Source organism: Kitasatospora sp. NPDC089509 (genome assembly GCF_044749365.1).
In the GTDB taxonomy this organism is placed as follows: Bacteria; Actinomycetota; Actinomycetes; order Streptomycetales; family Streptomycetaceae; genus Kitasatospora.
Genome location: NZ_JBIVHS010000031.1, coordinates 1 through 16243, shown reverse-complemented (window position 1 = coordinate 16243; position 16243 = coordinate 1). Strand labels below are relative to the sequence as shown.

The 16243-nt window shown below is 75.7% G+C and carries 10 protein-coding genes and 1 pseudogene; 6 read left to right on the top strand and 5 right to left on the bottom strand.

The features are described from left to right. Positions 1 to 151: 151 nt before the first annotated feature. Together ACIP4P_RS39260 and ACIP4P_RS39255 are read right to left on the bottom strand one after the other, a co-directional pair. Positions 152 to 1732 carry a TROVE domain-containing protein gene (locus tag ACIP4P_RS39260; RefSeq protein WP_400927510.1) on the bottom strand — a complete coding sequence of 527 codons (1581 nt, stop codon included), beginning with the start codon at positions 1730 to 1732 and terminating at the stop codon, positions 152 to 154. 590 nt (positions 1733 to 2322) lie between these two features. Then, entirely contained in the window at positions 2323 to 3750 is a 1428-nt protein-coding gene (locus ACIP4P_RS39255) for an MFS transporter (protein ID WP_350513576.1), read from the bottom strand. A gap of 814 nt (positions 3751 to 4564) precedes the next feature. Here ACIP4P_RS39255 and ACIP4P_RS39250 point away from each other — a divergent pair. From ACIP4P_RS39250 to ACIP4P_RS39235, 4 genes are all read left to right on the top strand, one after another. After that, positions 4565 to 6721, top strand: coding sequence for an asparagine synthase-related protein (locus ACIP4P_RS39250; protein WP_400927506.1), 2157 nt, complete (start codon positions 4565 to 4567; stop codon positions 6719 to 6721). Between the two features lie 258 nt (positions 6722 to 6979). Then, positions 6980 to 7327: a hypothetical protein gene (locus ACIP4P_RS39245; protein WP_400927504.1), complete on the top strand. Its 348-nt coding sequence runs from the start codon at positions 6980 to 6982 to the stop codon at positions 7325 to 7327. A gap of 165 nt (positions 7328 to 7492) precedes the next feature. Next, positions 7493 to 8014 carry a universal stress protein gene (locus ACIP4P_RS39240; RefSeq protein ID WP_350513579.1) on the top strand — a complete coding sequence of 174 codons (522 nt, stop codon included), beginning with the start codon at positions 7493 to 7495 and terminating at the stop codon, positions 8012 to 8014. A 135-nt stretch (positions 8015 to 8149) separates the two neighbouring features. Then, positions 8150 to 8854, top strand: a complete 705-nt coding sequence (locus tag ACIP4P_RS39235) for a DsbA family oxidoreductase (RefSeq protein WP_350513580.1) — start codon at positions 8150 to 8152, stop codon at positions 8852 to 8854. An 87-nt stretch (positions 8855 to 8941) separates the two neighbouring features. Here ACIP4P_RS39235 and ACIP4P_RS39230 read toward each other — a convergent pair whose 3' ends face one another. Together ACIP4P_RS39230 and ACIP4P_RS39225 are read right to left on the bottom strand one after the other, a co-directional pair. Continuing rightward, positions 8942 to 11236: a sigma-70 family RNA polymerase sigma factor gene (locus tag ACIP4P_RS39230; protein WP_400927499.1), complete on the bottom strand. Its 2295-nt coding sequence runs from the start codon at positions 11234 to 11236 to the stop codon at positions 8942 to 8944. A gap of 313 nt (positions 11237 to 11549) precedes the next feature. After that, positions 11550 to 12422, bottom strand: coding sequence for a TetR/AcrR family transcriptional regulator (locus ACIP4P_RS39225; protein ID WP_400927496.1), 873 nt, complete (start codon positions 12420 to 12422; stop codon positions 11550 to 11552). A gap of 553 nt (positions 12423 to 12975) precedes the next feature. Between ACIP4P_RS39225 and ACIP4P_RS39220 the strand changes: the two genes are divergently transcribed. Next, the gene (locus ACIP4P_RS39220) at positions 12976 to 14355 is read left to right on the top strand and encodes an NAD(P)/FAD-dependent oxidoreductase (RefSeq protein WP_400927745.1); all 1380 of its coding nucleotides are present in this window, start codon (positions 12976 to 12978) and stop codon (positions 14353 to 14355) included. A gap of 194 nt (positions 14356 to 14549) precedes the next feature. Further along, positions 14550 to 15842, top strand: a pseudogene (locus tag ACIP4P_RS39215) (PP2C family protein-serine/threonine phosphatase); the annotation flags it as partial. Between the two features lie 96 nt (positions 15843 to 15938). On the opposite strand, the gene ACIP4P_RS39210 reads toward ACIP4P_RS39215, so the two are convergent. Next, positions 15939 to 16243 (bottom strand): hypothetical protein (locus tag ACIP4P_RS39210; protein WP_400927493.1); only part of this gene is annotated, 305 nt, incomplete at its 5' end.

Below are 16243 nucleotides of genomic sequence, written 5' to 3'. Positions count from 1 at the left end.
CGCCGGTCGGCCCGTCAAGGCTCCGTCGCGCGGGTGCGTGTTCCTCGGCCACCCGGCGGTCGCGGGGGCACGCCGAAGCGGGCGGCAGTGTGACCCGCCGCCCGCCGGGCGCACCGCAGTTCCCCCGTGGCTAGGGCCTGTCCGGCGGACCCTAGACCTCCCAGGGCCAGCCGGCGTCCGACCCGGCCTCCAGGAGCGGGATCAGCCGGAAGGCCGCGTCGCTGAGGCCGCCGAAGGTGTGCCGGTGGGCGACACCGCTGGGGCCGTGGCCGGTGGCGTAGCCGGCCAGGTTCCAGGTGTAGACGGGTATGTGGGCCGGGACGGCGGCGAGGGCGTCGCCGTCGTTCCGGTAGCCGAAGCCGGGCTGCTCGTCGGTGACGATCACCACCCGGTCGTGGCCCCGGTAGTGGGTGCGGACGGCCTGGGCGGTGTTGGTGCCGCCGAGGTCGGAGAACCGCTCCAGCACCCGCAGCACCGACTCCCCGCGGCCGACCTCGACCACCCGGCTGCCGGAGCCGAACTCCACCAGGTCCGCCTCGGCCGCCCGGACCTTCAGCGCGGTGCCGAAGATCGCCGCCGAGTCCGCCCGGTTGAGCTGGGTCTGCGCACCGGGCCGGTCGAACATCGAGCCGGAGCGGTCGACCAGGATCAGCGTCCGGCCGGGCAGCTCGGGCACGTTGCCGAGCGAGTGGCCCAGTGCCGTCTCCAGCGCGTGCCCCCACCGCAGCGAGGGCGCGTGCCGGTACGCGGCCAGGTAGCGGAACGGGAACTGGCGCGAACGCCGCACCTCGCCCCGGTCGGAGATCCGCCGGGCCACCTCGGCCGCGACCTCGTCCGACACCCCGGCCTGGTCGAAGTTGCGCAGGTTCCGGACCAGCGCCATCGAACCCATCGAGGGGATGACCGCCGCCCAGGCCGCCGCGTCCATCGGCCCCTGCAGCCAGCCCGCCAGCGCCTCCCAGGTCAGCCCGGCCGCGGCCAGCCGCTCCGCGCCGTCCGGCGCCGTCACGGCCGCCCGGCGCTGCTCGACCGGCAGCGCGAGCAGCTCGCGGTTGGCGGTCAGCATCCGGTCGACGGCGGGCGGGACGGCCTCCTCCGGGCGGTGCCGGCGGTCCAGCGCGTAGGCGAACAGCGCACCCTGCCCGGGCTTGGCCGGGTCCGGCGCCGGGTGGGTCAACTCCAGGACGTCACCGAAGCGGTAGCCCTTGCTCGCGGTGTCGTACTTGAGCAGCGCGCGGGCGTCGTACAGCCGCCGCACCGCGTCCGCGACGCCGCGCTTCAGCGGCTTGGGCAGCGCCCGGCCGTAGCGCGAGGTCCAGTACGCGAGCAGCTCGCCGGGCTCGTCGGCGCGCCGCAGCACGGCGTCCACGACCTGCCGGGAGTGCCCGTGGGCGCCGGCGTCCAGCCGGGCCCGGGTGAACTCGGCGGCGCCGACCAGCGCGGCGGTGCGCATCTGGGCGCCGTACCGCAGCCAGCGCAGCAGCCCGAGGGTCCACTCCGGGTCGGCAACGGCGAGTTCGCGCACCAGCGCGGTGTAGCGGTCGTCGCGGGCGCCGCCGCGCTCGTAGAAGGTGTCCTGGCCGACCATGTTGGCGACGGCCAGCAGGAACAGCTCGGACTTGGCGTCGCGGACGAAGCCGGTGCCGCCGTTGTGGTTGGCGACGCGCTGCCCGGTCGTGGACACCGGTGACGTCGGAGTCGCCTTGGCCTTGCGGATGTTGAACCTGGACATGCTGCAGCCCCCCTCGGCGTGCTTGGTCGTCTACGGGAGGGAGGCATGCTGCGGCCGGGGGTGCCCGAGATCATGTCGGCCGTCGTCGAACGGCCGACCTCGGCGGAGGTGTATATGCCTTGTGCTCTACCGGATTGAGCTAGCGGCCGCACTCGCGCACGGCACGCCCGGGATTTGAACCCGGAACCGCAAGATCCGAAGTAACCCCCGCCTGCGCACCGGGCACTCCGAGGCGCAGCTGCCTCCCGAGATCAATGGAATCGGCTGCGGTATGGGTGCTTCAACGCGCCCCGCGAGGGGGCACTCCACAGAAGTAACCGCTGCCGTCGCACCGGGAGGTGCGGAATTCTATTCAGGTATGGATGTCCAGAGATCGAAGTCGACTGAGGTGACAAGCTGCTCTAGGCCACTGAGCTACACCGGCCTGAAAGCCGATGACGGGATTCGAACCCGCGACCTGCCCATTTGGAAGTGGAAGTAACCTCCGCCTGCGCACCTGGACGAGAGAGACCTTATCCAGGCCCCTCTCGCAGGTGCATCCGATTTATCGCCAGGCCGTTCAGGCCCTCTCGTCGCTCCGCGCCCCGGACTCACGCCGGGGCGACGATCACCGCCCGCGCGCGTTCCGTCAACTCCCGGACCCGGCGTTCACCCTGGAAGGGCTCCAGTCGCCGCAGCATCTCCACCACGTACTCCCGGCTGCGCTGGGAGGAGATCCGGCCGGCCACCTCGACGGCGCGCTCGCCGGCCGCGACCGCCGCGTCCAGGTTGCCCGCCTCGGCCTCGGCCATCGCCGAGACCACCAGCCGCAGGCCGTGCGAGCGGACGAAGCCCTCGGTGGGCTTGGCCAGCGCCTCACGGGTGAACTGCCGGACCTTGGCGGGCACTCCGAGGTCGCGGAAGCACTCGGCTGCGTCGGCGGCCAGCCGGTCGTAGGCGTAGAAGTCGATCCACGCCGGATCGGGATCCCCGGCGCGTGCCCGTTCCAGTGCGCTCTCCGCCGCGCCGAGCGCCGTCGCGCACGCCGCCGCGTTGCGGGCCTTGGCCTGGGCCCGTGCCTCCACCAGATGGAAGAAGCTCATGGTCCGGGCGGTGGCCAGGCTGCGGTTGCGCTCCAGGGCGGCCTGGGCGAGGTCGACGGCCTCCTCGGCGAAGCCCCGGTAGCCGGCCTGCAGGCTCATCGAGGCCAGCACGTAGCCGCCGAGCGGCACGTCGGCGGCGGCCCGGGCGAGCCGCAGGGCCTGGATGTAGTACCGCTGGGCCGCCTCGTGCTGTCCGGTGTCGAACGCCATCCAGCCGGCCAGTCTGGTCAGTTCGGCGGTCGCGCCGAACAGCGCCCGGCCCACCGCGTCGCTGTAGGAAGCCAGCAGCAGCGGCGCTGCCTCCACCCGCAGGCACTCCGGCACCATCGACGAACGCCAGTCCCCGCCACCGTACTTGGAGTCCCAGCGACGGGCCTCCTGGGCGGCCTCGCGGAGCTTGACGGCGTCCGAGTGGCCGACCCGGTACGAGGAGTTCTCGCTGGGGGAGCGGGGCACCTCGCGGGCCACCGAGCCGTCCGCCGGGTTGATCAGCCAGCGGGAGACGGGCGTGGCGTACGCGGCGACCGAGAAGGTGCCGGCCAGGCTGTCGCTCCAGCGGCCGCCGCCCGGCCCGCGGCGCAGGTCGAGGTCGACCCGGAACAGGTCGGTGGCGGAGCGCACCGCGTCCTCGACCTCGCGCGGGAAGGCCAGGCCGAGTTCGGGCGCCGGGTCGGTGTCGCCCAGGCCGATCTCCTCCAGCGGGACGGGCCGGCCGAGCTTGCCGCCGATCGCGGTGGCGATCAGGTGCGGGACGGGACCCTGCGGGACCATGCCCTTGCTGACCCAGCGGGCCACCGAGGTCTTGTCGTACCGCAGCGTCAACCCGCGCTGGGCGCCCAGGTCGTTGACCCTGCGGGCCAGTCCGGCGTTGCTGATCTGGGCCAGGGTCAGGAGCGTGCCGAGCCGTTCGTTCGGTCCTCGTGGGCTGACGGTCATGGTGGCGGCGGCACCTCCTGCGGCCTTGTGCGCGGGGCCCGGGCGGCACCGGGCCGTAGCTGCTGTACCTAGAGTAGTCGGACGCGTTCCGACGGTTAAGAGGCCGCATTCCGGATGGCGGGATCGCGCACCCGGCGGTGCCGTGCCGACCCGTCGCGGCTGTTGGTCCGGACCACTCGGAGCGGTTCGGCCGCACCGCGCGCCGGAGCGTCGTGCTCCGGTCCCGTGTTCACGTGCGCCCGGCCGTGCCCCCTGGCCCGACCGGCTGCTCGGCGATTCGCTGGTGGTCGTGGGTCGGCCCGCCGTCGAGGACCCGGCGGGCCGGGGGATGCCGCCGCCTCAATCCCCGCGGGCGGCGGTGAAGTCCGGGAGGGCATGCGGATGCCCTCCCGGGCTGGGCGACGCCTTTCGGCCATCTCGCGATGCCCATGTCAAGGGTGTCGCCCGGGCGGTCCGGGCCAGGGAGGGGGAGGCCCGGCCCGCCCGAACCCCGACCCGCTCCGCCCGGATCCCGCCCCGTTGCGCCCGGATCCCGCCCCGTTGCGCGTGGATCCCGTCCCGTTGCGCGTGGACCCCGACCCGCTCCGCGCGGCCCGCCGGAACGGAACCGGAACGGAACCGGAACCGACAACACCGGCCCCGGCGAAGCCCGGTGGTGGCACGATGTCTCCTGACGGCGCGCCGGAACGAGGGCGCGCCCGGACGCGCGTGCGCACCGCCCCGGCACCCCGAGGCCGCCCCGGCACCCCACCCGGCCGCCCGCCCGGCGCCGGACCCGCCGCGCGCGTGCAGGTCCTCGTCCGGTGGAGGCGCGATGCGGTGGCTGACGGGCTGGAGCACGGGCGCGCCCCGGGCGGGCACACCGGTGCACGAGGCCCTCGCCACCGTCACGCCGATCGCCGCGCGCCCCCTCTGGACCGGCCCCAACCCGCTCTGGGCGGTGGGCGACTGGCGGCCCGAGGAGATCCGCCTGGTCACCCTCCGCCCCGGCGCCCGCGCCACCGTCAGCACCGGCCCGACCACCCCCGACCCGGTCGAGGACACCCCCGCCACCACCCGGCTCGCCGTCCTCGGCCACTGCGGGGCCACCGACGCCGAACTCGCCGCCGGGCTGGCCGCCGCCCGCGGCGGCGCCGTCCGCCACCTCACCGTCTGGCCCGGCAGCTACACCGTCGTCCTGCGCGCCGGCACCCGCTCCACCCTGCTGCTCACCGACCTCGCCGGCGCCCAGCCGGTCTTCCACACCCCCTGGGCGGGCGGCACCGCGTACGCCACCGCCGCCCTGCCGCTCGCCGACCTGATCGGCGCCGCGCTGGACACCGGCCACCTGGCCGCCAGGCTCGCCTGCCCGGAGTCCCCGGAGGCGCTCGGCACCGGCACGCCGTACCTGGGCGTCCAGCGGGTGCCGCCCGGCCACGTGCTCGCGGTCCGCGGCGGCCGCCCCTACCTCGACGCCTACGACGAACCGCCCGGCGCCGAACAGCCGCGCGACGAGGCGCCCGCCGTCCGTGAACTCACCCGCGCCCTGCTGGAGTCCGTCCGCTCCCGGGTCCGTACCCCCACACCGGCCGGTGACCCCACCGGGCGGGCCCGGCTCGGCGTCGACCTCTCGTACGGCACCGCCTCCGCGACCGTCGCCCTGCTCGCCGCCGCCGTGCCGCTGCCGGCGGCGCCCGCACCGGCCGCCGCCGGGCCGGCGGCGCTCGCCATCGAGGCCGGGACCGGGGCCGGAGTCACCGATGGGGCCGGTGCCAGGACCGGGGCGGTCAAGGGCTCCTGGGTCCGGGACGCCGCCCAAGGGCCCGCCGCACCCGAGCAGTTGGCCGCCGTCACGCTCGGCGAGACCGAACCGCCCACCACCCTCGCGCTCGCCCCCGACACCCCGCGGTTGCGGCACACCGTGCTCACCCCGGGCCCCGACACCCTCCCGTACGCGGTCCTGCGCGCCGACCCGCAGTCCGGCCCGCTCACCGACGAGCCCGGCCCCGAACTCGTCGCCGCCGCCCGCGCCGGGGCCCGCTTCGACGCCGGCGGCACCGACCACCTCACCGGCTACGGAGCCCGCCAGGTCCTGGACGGCCACCCGGCCCGGCTCGCCGACCTCATCCGGGCCGGACGGCCGCGCGAACTGCTGCCCCCGGTGGCGGCGTTGGCGGGCGCCGACCGGGCCGCGGCGGGCGTGCTGGCCGGCGCGCTGCGCACTCCGCTCACCGTGGTCCGGGCCGCCCACCGGCTCTCCCGGGTCCGTTACGCCGAGGCACTGGACGAGGCCGCCGCCAAGCTGACCGCCCGGCACGTCCCGGACGGCGCGGGCACGGCGGGCGACCGCTCGGCCGTCGACCTCGTCTGGTGCGTTCCCGGTCCGGCCGCCCGCTGGCTCTCCGACGAGGCGCTCTCCTCGGTGGCCCTGCGGCTGCGGCTGGCGGCGCGCAGGCCGGCGCCCGAGGAACACCCCGGCGCGCACCGTGCCCGCTACGCTCTCCACCGGCACGCGCGCTCCTATCGCACGCTCGTCCACGCCGCCGAACGGCCCGGCCAGCGGCTGCACGCGCCCTTCCTCGACAACCAGGTCGTCCGCGCCGCCCGGCTGCTCCCCGACGACGTCCGGCTCCAGCCCGGCGCCCGGCACGCCCTGCTGCACGCCGTCCTCACCGGCGCCGGCCGCACCGACCTGCCCCCCGACTGGGGCCGCGGCCCCCGCCCCGACCGCTCCGCCCCCGCCCGGGCCGGCCTGCGCCTCGCCGCCGACGGCCTGGCCGAACTCTTCGACGCCCCCCTCCTCGCCGAGGCCGGCCTCATCGACCTCCCCGCCGTCCGCGCCGACCTCCGGGCCCCGCTCTCCCCGACCGCGCTGGCCGGCCTCGCCGACCTGGTCTCCACCGAACTCTGGCTGCGCCGCCTCCGCGCCCGCCGCTACGGTGCCTGCTGGACCGGCCTCCCCCACCCCCACCTCCCGGCGCTCACCCCCTGAGCCCACCGGGAACGTGGACCGGGGACGTGCGGGGCCGCCTGCGGCGCCCACCCGTCGAGGGCTCCGCCCGGGCCCGGCGCGTCCAGCCCCGCGCGCACCGGCCCCGCGCGCACCGGACGCGCGCCGCGCGATCCGGCGCCCGCAGTGCGCTCTTCCGGGGATTCCCGGCCGTTCGCGAGCGGCTCCGGTCGCCGTCGGCCAGAGTGGCACGGGCCCGGTCCTCGGGCCCGCGCGCCGACTCGGAGGGACGACACCCCCATGCGCATCCCCAGTCCTCGATCCGCCCGGACCGGTACCGCCGTCGGGATGGCCGCGCTCGCGGCCGTCGTCGCGACGGCCACCACGGCCGTCGCCGCCACCCCCTCGCTGCAGATCGACGACGGCACCACCGTGAGTTCCCGGCAGGTCGCCGTCGGGCAGTGCGTCAACCCGTCCCTGACCACCCACATCCACAGCATCGCCGTGGGGAGCCGCGCGGGTAACGGCAGCATGACCGTCTTCCGGTTCCGCAACTGCACCGGCGACATCGTCAGGCGGGGCCAGAGCCCGATGTTCTTCGTTCCGCCCGCGACGATCGGTTCGGTCCGCATCGACTCCGCTCCCTGACCGGCCCGGGGGCCGGGCCGCTTCCTTCCCACGGCGGCGGCGGCCGGGCCCCACCGCCCTGCTCCGCCGTCCTGCCCCGCCGCCGTCCGGCGCGGCTCGGTGGGGGGATCCCGCCGGGCGGGTGATGATGACGGGGCTGTGAGTCCGGGGTGAGGAGCGTGTGCGGTGGCCGGTGTGAGCCCGGGGCAGGAGGTTCCCGTGGTGCTGTCGGTGTTGGGGCGGCCGCCGACGGGGCGGGCGCCCGGGGTGCTGGCGGCCTGTGACGGGTCGGACGGCTCGCTGTGGGCGTTGGACCGGGCGATGACGGAGGCCGAGCTGTTCGGCCTGCCGCTGTACGTGCTGGCCGTGGTGAACCCGGCACCGGCCGGCTACCCGCCGGGGATGGCGGAGCTGGTGCAGGAGAGCGTGGAGACGCTGGTCGAGAGCACGGCGGACGGGCTGCGCCGGGCGGTGGCGACGGTGCTGCGGCAGCGGGTGCGTCCGTACGCCGGGGAGCTGTCGCTGCACGTGGTGCTGGGGAACGTGATCGAGGTGCTGCTGGAGGCGTCGACCCGGCAGCACACGCTGGTGGTCGGCACCCGGGGCAACGGGGGCTTCGCCCGGCTGCTGCTGGGTTCGGTGAGTTCGGCGGCGGTGCACCACGCGGCGTGTCCGGTCCTGGTGGTCCCGGCGCCCGCGGACGTCTGAGCCGGGGCCCTCGGCCTTGGTCCGAGGCACCCGGCCCTGATCCGGGGCTCCGGCCCGGTGTCGGGAATGTACCGAGATGGTTCATCGTTCACCTATCTCGTACCCGTCCCACGACACGCCCTGGAGCCCCCTCTCATGAAGGTCGAGATCTGGTCCGACATCGCCTGCCCCTGGTGCTACATCGGCAAGCGCCGCTTCGAGCAGGCCCTGGCGGAGTTCCCGGGCAAGGAGGCCGTCGAGGTCGTCTACCGCCCGTACCAGCTGGTGCCGGACGCGCCCGCGACGGCGAGCCCGCACCGCGCCTGGCTGGCCGAGCGGTACGGCCCGCAGTCGGTCGCGATGGACGCCCGGGTGGCCGAGCTGGGCCTCGCCGAGGGCATCACCTACGACTTCGACGCCGCCCTGCACGCCAACACCTTCCTGGGCCACCGCCTGCTGCACCTCGCCGAGACCGAGTACGGCGCCGAGGCGCAGGGCCGGCTCAAGGAGGCGCTGCTGAAGGCGCACTTCACCGACGGCGTGGACGTCGGCGACCGGGCCGCGCTGGCCGACGTCGCCGTGGCGGCCGGGCTGGACCGCGACCGGGTGACCGCCTACCTGGCGGGCGACGAGGGCACCGCCGAGGTCCGCGCCCAGCTGGCCGAGGCCCGTGAGCTGGGCATCTCCGCCGTGCCGACCTTCGTGTTCGAGGGCAAGTGGGCGGTCCAGGGCGGGCAGGACGCCGAGACCTTCGGCAAGGTGCTGGAGCAGGTGGCCGCCGAGATCGGCGAGCGCCGGCCGGCCCCGGTCCCGGTGGCGCCGGCCGGCGAGGCCTGCGCGGACGGTTCCTGCGCGATCTGACGCAGGACCCAGGTCGCAGGACGCGGTTGGGGCCCGTTCCGGGAGGAACGGGCCCCGACGCGCGTCCGAAGCCGTACTACCGGCCGGTCACGAGCACCTGAACCGCGCCTGCGCCCAGTCCGCGACGTTCAGCGCCGACCAGACCCCGTTCGCCGGCGTGACCACCAGCCGGATCGACTTCTGTCCGGCCAGCGGCACGTGCACCGGCACCGCGTCGTCCCCGGGGCCGACGGCCCGGGAGCGCCACAGGGTGCTGCCGTCGCCGCCCTGGACGGTGAAGACCACCCCGCCGGGGGTGAGCGTGGCGTCGTCGACCCCGGCGACCGCGTCGAAGGACGTGCAGCTGCGGTTGAGGTCGATCAGGGTGGTGGCCGGCGCGTGCACGGTGATGGCGTGCGGGTGGTACGTGCCGCCGATCCAGCCGCCGTCGTGCTGCCAGAACCGGTCGCTGCCCTTCTGCCGGATGCTCGGCCCCTCCGGCGGCACCCGGTTGTGGCCGGGCTTGGTCACCGGCAGCGAGTCGCCCCAGTAGTCGGCGGGCGCGGTCGGGGTGGGCGGGGCGACGGTCGGGGTCGGCACCGGCGGCACGGTCGGGGTCGGCACCTCGGGCACCGGCACCTCCGGCGTGGGCACCGGCGGCACGGTCGGTGGGGTCGGGGTCGGGAGGGCCGGGGCCTGGCTGGTCGGGGCCTGGCTGGTGGGCGGCTCGCTCCGCGGGGCCCGGGTGGCCACCGGGGCCCGGCTGGGCTCGGTGGTGGGCTTCGAGGTCGGGGCGGCGCTCGGGCTGGCGGCCGGCTGCGGGGCGGCGCTGCTGGGTGCCGGGGCCGGAGCGGCGGGCGGTGCGGGCGCGGGAACGACCGGGGCGGGGGAGACGGGAGCGCTGGTGGCCGGGGGAGCGGCCACCGGGGGCTTCGGCTCGGGCGAGCCGGTGAGCGCATAGGCGGCCACGGCGGCGGCCGCGACGGCCACGGCGGCGGCGATCCCCGCCTTGGCGGCGGTGCCCAGGCCCTCGCCGGCCGCCGCCGTGGCGGCGCTTCCGCTCGAACCGCCCGCCGCGCCGCCGGCACCGGCGGCACCGGCACCGCCTGCCGCGCCGCCCGAGGCTCCGGCGGCCCCGGCGGTGCCCGCCGCGGTCCCCGAGGACCCGGCCGCGGCCGCCGCCGTACCCGCCGCGGCCGCACCGCCGACGGCGGCGACCCCGCCCACGGCCGCGGCGGCGGCGCTGAACCCGCCGACCCCGACCCAGACCAGCACGCCGCCGGGCAGCAGCGCGCGCAGGCCGGTGTTGATCTCGGTGAGTTCCAGGCAGGCCGCCGTGCAGCGGTCGCACTCCTTGAGGTGCCGTCCGACCTCGGCCGAGGCGCGCTTGCGCAGCGAGCCGCGCGCGTACGCCCCGAGCCGGTTGGCGTAGGCCTCGCAGGTGCGGTCCTGGCTGCCGGAGACGTGCGCCTGGAGGAAGGCGGCGGCGAGCCGGTCGCGGGCCCGGTGGGCCTGCACGGCGGTGGCGTTGGCGGTCTTGCCGAGCATCACCGCGACGGTCTTCGGCGACTCCTGTTCGACCTCGGTGTGCCAGAGCACCACCCGGTCGTCCTCGGGCAGTTCGGCGTAGGCCTGCATGACCATGCGCTGGTCGGCCATCGCCATCGCCCAGGCGTCGGCGCCCGGGTCGGCCAGGTCGAGGTCGACCACGGCGGCCGAGCTCTGGGCGAACACCCCGAAGTCGTCGACGAGTTGTTCGCGCCGCTCGCTGCGGGTCCAGGCGGCCGCGACATTGCGCACGGCGGTCAGCAGGTAGGCGCGGACGGCGAACTCGGGCCCCTTGCCGGCCTTGAGGGCCTGGAGGGTGCGGGCGAAGACCTCGCCCGCGAGGTCCTCGGCGGTGAAGCTGTCCCGGCAGCAGGTGCGGGCGTAGCGGCGCACCGAGTCGACGTGCCGGAGGTAGATCTCCTCGTACGCGGTGTCGTCGCCGGCCCGCACCCGGGCGGTCAACTCGGCGTCGGAGGCCGGGCGGTCGCCGTCGACCGGGTCGGCGGGGGCGGGCACGGTGGTCCGGGCCCGGCGGTGGTCGCCCTGGAAGGACTCGCCGACGAACGCCTCGGGGGCGACGCCGCCGCGGCCGGCGGGGGCCTGGCCGGGTACCCGGCCGGAGGGCAGCGCGGCGGCGGAGGCGGAGAGCGACTCGCGGCTGGGCATGCCGGCCTGGTCCGGGACCTGTCCGGCGTGCGAACCGCCTGCGGCGCCCGGGACTTGGGACGGTCCGGTGCCGCCCGCGGCGCCGTTGCCGGTACCGCCGCCGGTGCCGCCGGAGCCCTCGGCGGTACTACCGGAGAAGCCTCCGAAGTCGCGCCCGTACCCGTAGTCGTTCTGTTCCTCGGCGCTCACAACGGACCCCAGATTCCACGACAGCCCCCGTAGTGTGGCAGGGCGCGCGGGAGTGCGTAGGCGCACGGTTCCCCGGCGTACGGCGCCGACGGCGCGCGAAGGGCGCGCATCGGGACATTGGCTCCAACCACGGGCAAAGGATGGCATAGCGCAGGGACGGGCGGTAGCCGGACCGGCCGGTACCCACCCTTCCGAGGGGGCGTCGCGAGGGTGTTCGCCCAGCGTGCGGCGGTGGGTCGTGCGACGCCCGCACCCGGCGCGCGCGCCCTGCCCGCGCGCCGGTCTCCCGTCCAACTCCGGTACCGAAGGGGTGTCAGCGCGCCCGCAGGCCGTCCAGGAGTATCTGCAACAGCCGGTCCGACGGCCCGGAAGTCGGCTGACCGTCCGGCTGCGGACCGGTCGCGGTGAATCCGGCCGCCGTGGGCGCCGTGACCGAGGGCCGGCCCGCGTGCACCGGCACCGAGGCGGTCAGCACCAGCACCACGTCCGACACCGTGACGCCCGGCCGCAACTCGCCCGCCGCGCCCGCCCGCGCCACCAGGGCGGCCAACAGCTGCAGCAGCAGCCGCGGATCGGCGTCCGCCGTCGAGGGTTCGACCACCGCCCCGGACCGCGCCTCCTCGCCGCGCAGGTCGAAGCGGACCGCCGCCGGCGCCTCCGACCCGCGCTGCTCGGGCACCCGGCCCAGTTCCTCCGCGTACCGGAACGCCTCCGGCGGCAGCAGCCGCCCGGCCCCGGTGCCGACCGCCCGGGCCAGGTACCCGGCCAGGGCGTCCCAGGCGCCGTCGCCGCCGTACAGCGACTCCCGCGCCTGCGCGGTCAGCCAGGCCACCTCCTCGGCGGCGATCCGCTGGACCAGCACCTCCTTGCTCGGGAAGCGCCGGTAGACCGTGCCGACCCCGACCCCGGCCCGGCGTGCGACCTCCTCCATCGGAGCGCCGTAGCCGAACTCGCCGAACACCTCCCGGGCCGCGCGCAGCACGCTCTCCAGGTTCCGCCGCGCGTCCACCCGCAGCCGGGCCCCGGGCACCGGCGCGCTGGTCTGCGGGGGCTCCGCCCGGTACGGGACGGCCGCGTACGACATCCCCGCCTGTGGCAGGTCCACCGGGCCGCGCTGCTCCGGCACCATGCCCTGTCCGGCGTGCGGTGCACCCGCCCGCCCCAACACCTGCTTCTGCTCCATCATCCCAACTCTCCCCCGCAGGCGTCCGAAACCGGACCCTGTCGTCGCCCGCCCCTGCACCCCCCGGTGCAGCTCAGCGCGTCAGAAATGACCAGATGACCCATTGCTCGTGCCGCCCGTCCCGTTCCGTTGACCACGGTTGACCACGGTCGTGCCGCCGGGCCGCGTTCACGTCCGGCTCGGCGCGTCGGCACCGTCCGGGGCCTCGTCCGGGGACTACCTTCCCCGGATGACTGTGCCCCAGTCGGGATCTCGCGCCAACGCTGGAACTGGCCGTAGTGGCCGCTCCACGGTGCGTCGCCGCCGATTGTCATGGCGATGGCCGCTCCGGCACACAATCCGACCATAGTTCACGGCTCTTCGCGGCCGAAAGTGCGTCAGAAAGTCGCCCGGGAAGCACAACTGGCCACGCCTGCCCCTTCCGTGGCAACCAGCCCCGTACGGACTGTGGACAAGACCACCTCCGCCGGTCCTTCATAGGGGGGCGTGATGGGGGGACACCCCCGGCCGCGGGGCCGGGAGGGAAGGCCACATCGGCAGGAGGTGCACCATCAGGATCCTGATCGTCGGCGGCGGCTGCGCCGGGACCGCCACCGCGCTCAACCTCCAGCGCGGCCTGCGGGAGCAGCTGCGGCGCGGGGAGGTCGAGATCACCGTCGTCGAGCCCCGGGCCCACTTCACCTACCACCCGCTGCTCGCCGAGGTCGCGGCCGGCTCGATCGACCCCCGGCACGTGGTCGTGCCGCTGCGCCGGGCGCTGCCGGACTGCCGGGTGCTCACCGCCCGGGTCACCCGGATCGAACACGCCGCCCGACGCGCCCTGGCCGACGCGGCGGGCCCCGGCGAGCGCCCGGCACCGCTCGAACTCCCTTACGACGTCCTGGTGGTGGCCCCCGGCTCGGTCTCCCGCACCGCCCCGGTGCCCGGCCTGGCCGAGCACGGGCTCGGCTTCTCCACCGTCGCCGAGGCGGTGCACCTGCGCAACCACGTGCTGGAGCAGCTCGACCTGGCCTCCGCCACCCGCGACCCGGCCCTGCGGCAGTCCGCGCTCACCTTCGTCTTCGTCGGCGCCGGGTACGCCGGCGTCGGCGCGCTCGCCGAACTGGAGGACATGGCCCGCACCGCCGTCCGGAGCTACCACAACGTCCGCGCCGAGGACCTGCGCTGGGTGCTGGTGGAGGCGACCGACCGGATCCTCGCCGAGGAGTCGCCCGAGCTGGCCGAGCACACCCTCGGCCAACTGCGCGAGCGCGGCGTGGACATCCGGCTGCGGACCACCCTGGAGTCCGCCGTCGGCGGCGTCGCCGCGCTCTCCGACGGCAGCCGCTTCGGCGCCCGCACCCTGGTCTGGACGGCGGGTGTCCGGCCCTCCCCGCTGCTGCGCGACACCGATCTGCCGCTGGACACCGAGGGCCGGGTCCGCTGTCTGGCGACGCTGCAGGCCGTCGGCCCGGACGGGCGGGCCCTGCCCGGCGTCTGGGCGGCCGGCGACGGCGCGGCCGTACCCGACCCGGCGGCGGGCGGCGCCCCGTGCGCGCCCAACGCCCAGCACGCCTTCGCCCAGGCCGAGCTGCTGGCCCGCAACCTCGCGGTGGCCCTAGCCGACGGGCCGCACGCGCCGGGGCTCGCCGGGTACCGGCCCGGTCCCGCCGTCTGCTCCACCTCGCTGGGCCTGCACCGGGCGGTCGCCCACACCCGGCGCGGCGGCCGGCTCACCGGACGGCGGGCGTGGTGGCTGCACCGGGCGCGGCACCTGCGGCGGCTGCCGAGCGCGGAGCGCCGGGTGCGGGTGCTGATGGACTGGGTGCTCGGCGGGGTGTTCTCCCGGGAGGTGGTCTCACTGGGGGCGATGGAGCACCCGCGTTCGGCCTTCGAGGGTGGTTTCGATTCCGGGCCCGGCCGACCGCCGGGCGCCGGGCCGGAAGCCCCCCGGTGAACGACACCGTCACCCCGGGCCGATGAACGGTCCGGAGACCGAACCGGGGAGCGATCCGACGGCCACGCCGGGCGCGCGACTTCCGGAACGGGCCCTCCGCCTGACAGGATCAGCCCGAACTGGTCATTACCCCGTGTGCTGATCCGCACACAAAAAGTGATGATATGTCTAGAAACCGAGGAAGCGGCCGTCGTTTGAACCTCATGCGCTGGAGCGCCCGGCTCACCGGAGTCCCCTGGCGTGCCGCCCCACCCAACGGGACCGGCACCGACGAAGGCATGCCCGCCACCGACGGCGTCGTCGTGCCCAGCCCCCGCGACCCCAGCAGCCCCGCCGCCACCGCCGAGCTCCTCGACCCGCTCAAGCCCCAGCACCTGCGCGAGGTCCTCAACCGCATCCCCGCCCCGGTCGCCGTCACCTACGGCCCGCTCCACCAGCTCGGCTACGCCAACCGCGCCTACCGCGAACTCTTCGGCGAACGCCCCACCGGACTGCCGGCGGGCGAGGCGCTCCCCGAACTCGGCACCATGGGCGTCCTGCCCCTGATGGACCAGGTCATCCGCGGCGGCCGCCCCCGCAGCGTCAAGGCCCGCTGCATCCTCGGCCTGACCGGCAACCGCTACTACAACGTCTCCTGCGTGCCGCTCGGCCCCGGCGACACCGGCGAGCCGGCTGACAAGCCGCCGGCCGCCGAGGGCCCGCCCGCCGGAGTCCTGATCTTCGCCGCCGAGGTCACCGACCAGGTCCTCGCCGCCGCCCGCCTGCGCGAGGCCGAACGCCGCCAGCGCGAGGCCGCCGTCACCCTCCAGCGCAGCCTGCTCCCGCAGAAGCTCGACCAGCCGGCCGGCCTGCGGGTCGCCGCCACCTACCAACCGGGCGGCGCCGAGGCCGCGGTCGGCGGCGACTGGTACGACGTCATCGCCATCGCGGGCGGCCGCACCGCCCTGGTCATCGGCGACGTGATGGGCCGGGGCCTGCGGGCCGCCGCGGTGATGGGCCAGCTGCGCACCGCCGTCCGCGCCTACGCCCGCCTCGACCTGCCCCCGCACGAGGTGATGTGCCTGCTCGACGGCCTCGCCATGGAGATCGACGCCAACCAGATCGCCACCTGCACCTACGCGGTCTGGGACCCGGAGCGCCGGACCCTCTCCTACGCCTCGGCCGGCCACCTGCCCCTCCTGCTGCGCTGCCCCGACGGAACCATCCTGCGCAGCGAGGAACAGAACGGCCCGCCCCTCGGCACCGGCGGCGGCCTGCACGTCTCCCACACCCTGCGCCTGCTCCCCGGCACCACCGGCGTCCTCTATACGGACGGCCTGGTCGAGCGCCGGGACGAGGACATCGACCAGGGACTCGACCTGCTGGCCCGCACCCTCACCGGCGCGATCGGCGCCCCCGAGGTGATCTGCGCCCGGCTGCTGCGGGCGATGGGCGTGACCTCGGAGCACGACGACGACGTCGCCGTCCTGGCCTTCCAGCTGCCCGCGGCGGAGGAGACCGAGAAACCACTTGCGACGCTTGACTCGGTCGTCCCGGAGGTCTAGTGTTCTTCGAGCTGCCTGGCAGGGAGCACCGGACACGCATCACAGCGCGGACGGTCCCGGGGTAGCCAATCCTTTGAAACACCACTTCTCGGTTCGCGCCGGGTCCTGTTCGCGTTCTTTACGCGTCCTGGCCTGGGGCTTATTTGTCATGTGCGTTTTATCGGATTGCAGCCGGATTCGCTTTTCGGAGCGGGGATCGGCTAGAGTTTGAAACGTCGGACGGGGCGTCAAGCCGCAGAAGACACCAGTGAGTTGGATGACGAAGCCCCGGAAAACGGAGCGGAAAACATCTGGTAAGCTGGAAACACGAAAGAACGAAGCGCCCGGAGGGCCCGCTGCAAGGC

Coding starts and splice junctions, on each gene's coding strand:
- ACIP4P_RS39260 (WP_400927510.1), bottom strand. CDS start 1,732: ATGTCCAGGTTCAACATCCGCAAGGCCAAGGCGACTCCGACGTCACCG.
- ACIP4P_RS39255 (WP_350513576.1), bottom strand. CDS start 3,750: ATGACCGTCAGCCCACGAGGACCGAACGAACGGCTCGGCACGCTCCTG.
- ACIP4P_RS39250 (WP_400927506.1), top strand. CDS start 4,565: ATGCGGTGGCTGACGGGCTGGAGCACGGGCGCGCCCCGGGCGGGCACA.
- ACIP4P_RS39245 (WP_400927504.1), top strand. CDS start 6,980: ATGCGCATCCCCAGTCCTCGATCCGCCCGGACCGGTACCGCCGTCGGG.
- ACIP4P_RS39235 (WP_350513580.1), top strand. CDS start 8,150: ATGAAGGTCGAGATCTGGTCCGACATCGCCTGCCCCTGGTGCTACATC.
- ACIP4P_RS39225 (WP_400927496.1), bottom strand. CDS start 12,422: ATGATGGAGCAGAAGCAGGTGTTGGGGCGGGCGGGTGCACCGCACGCC.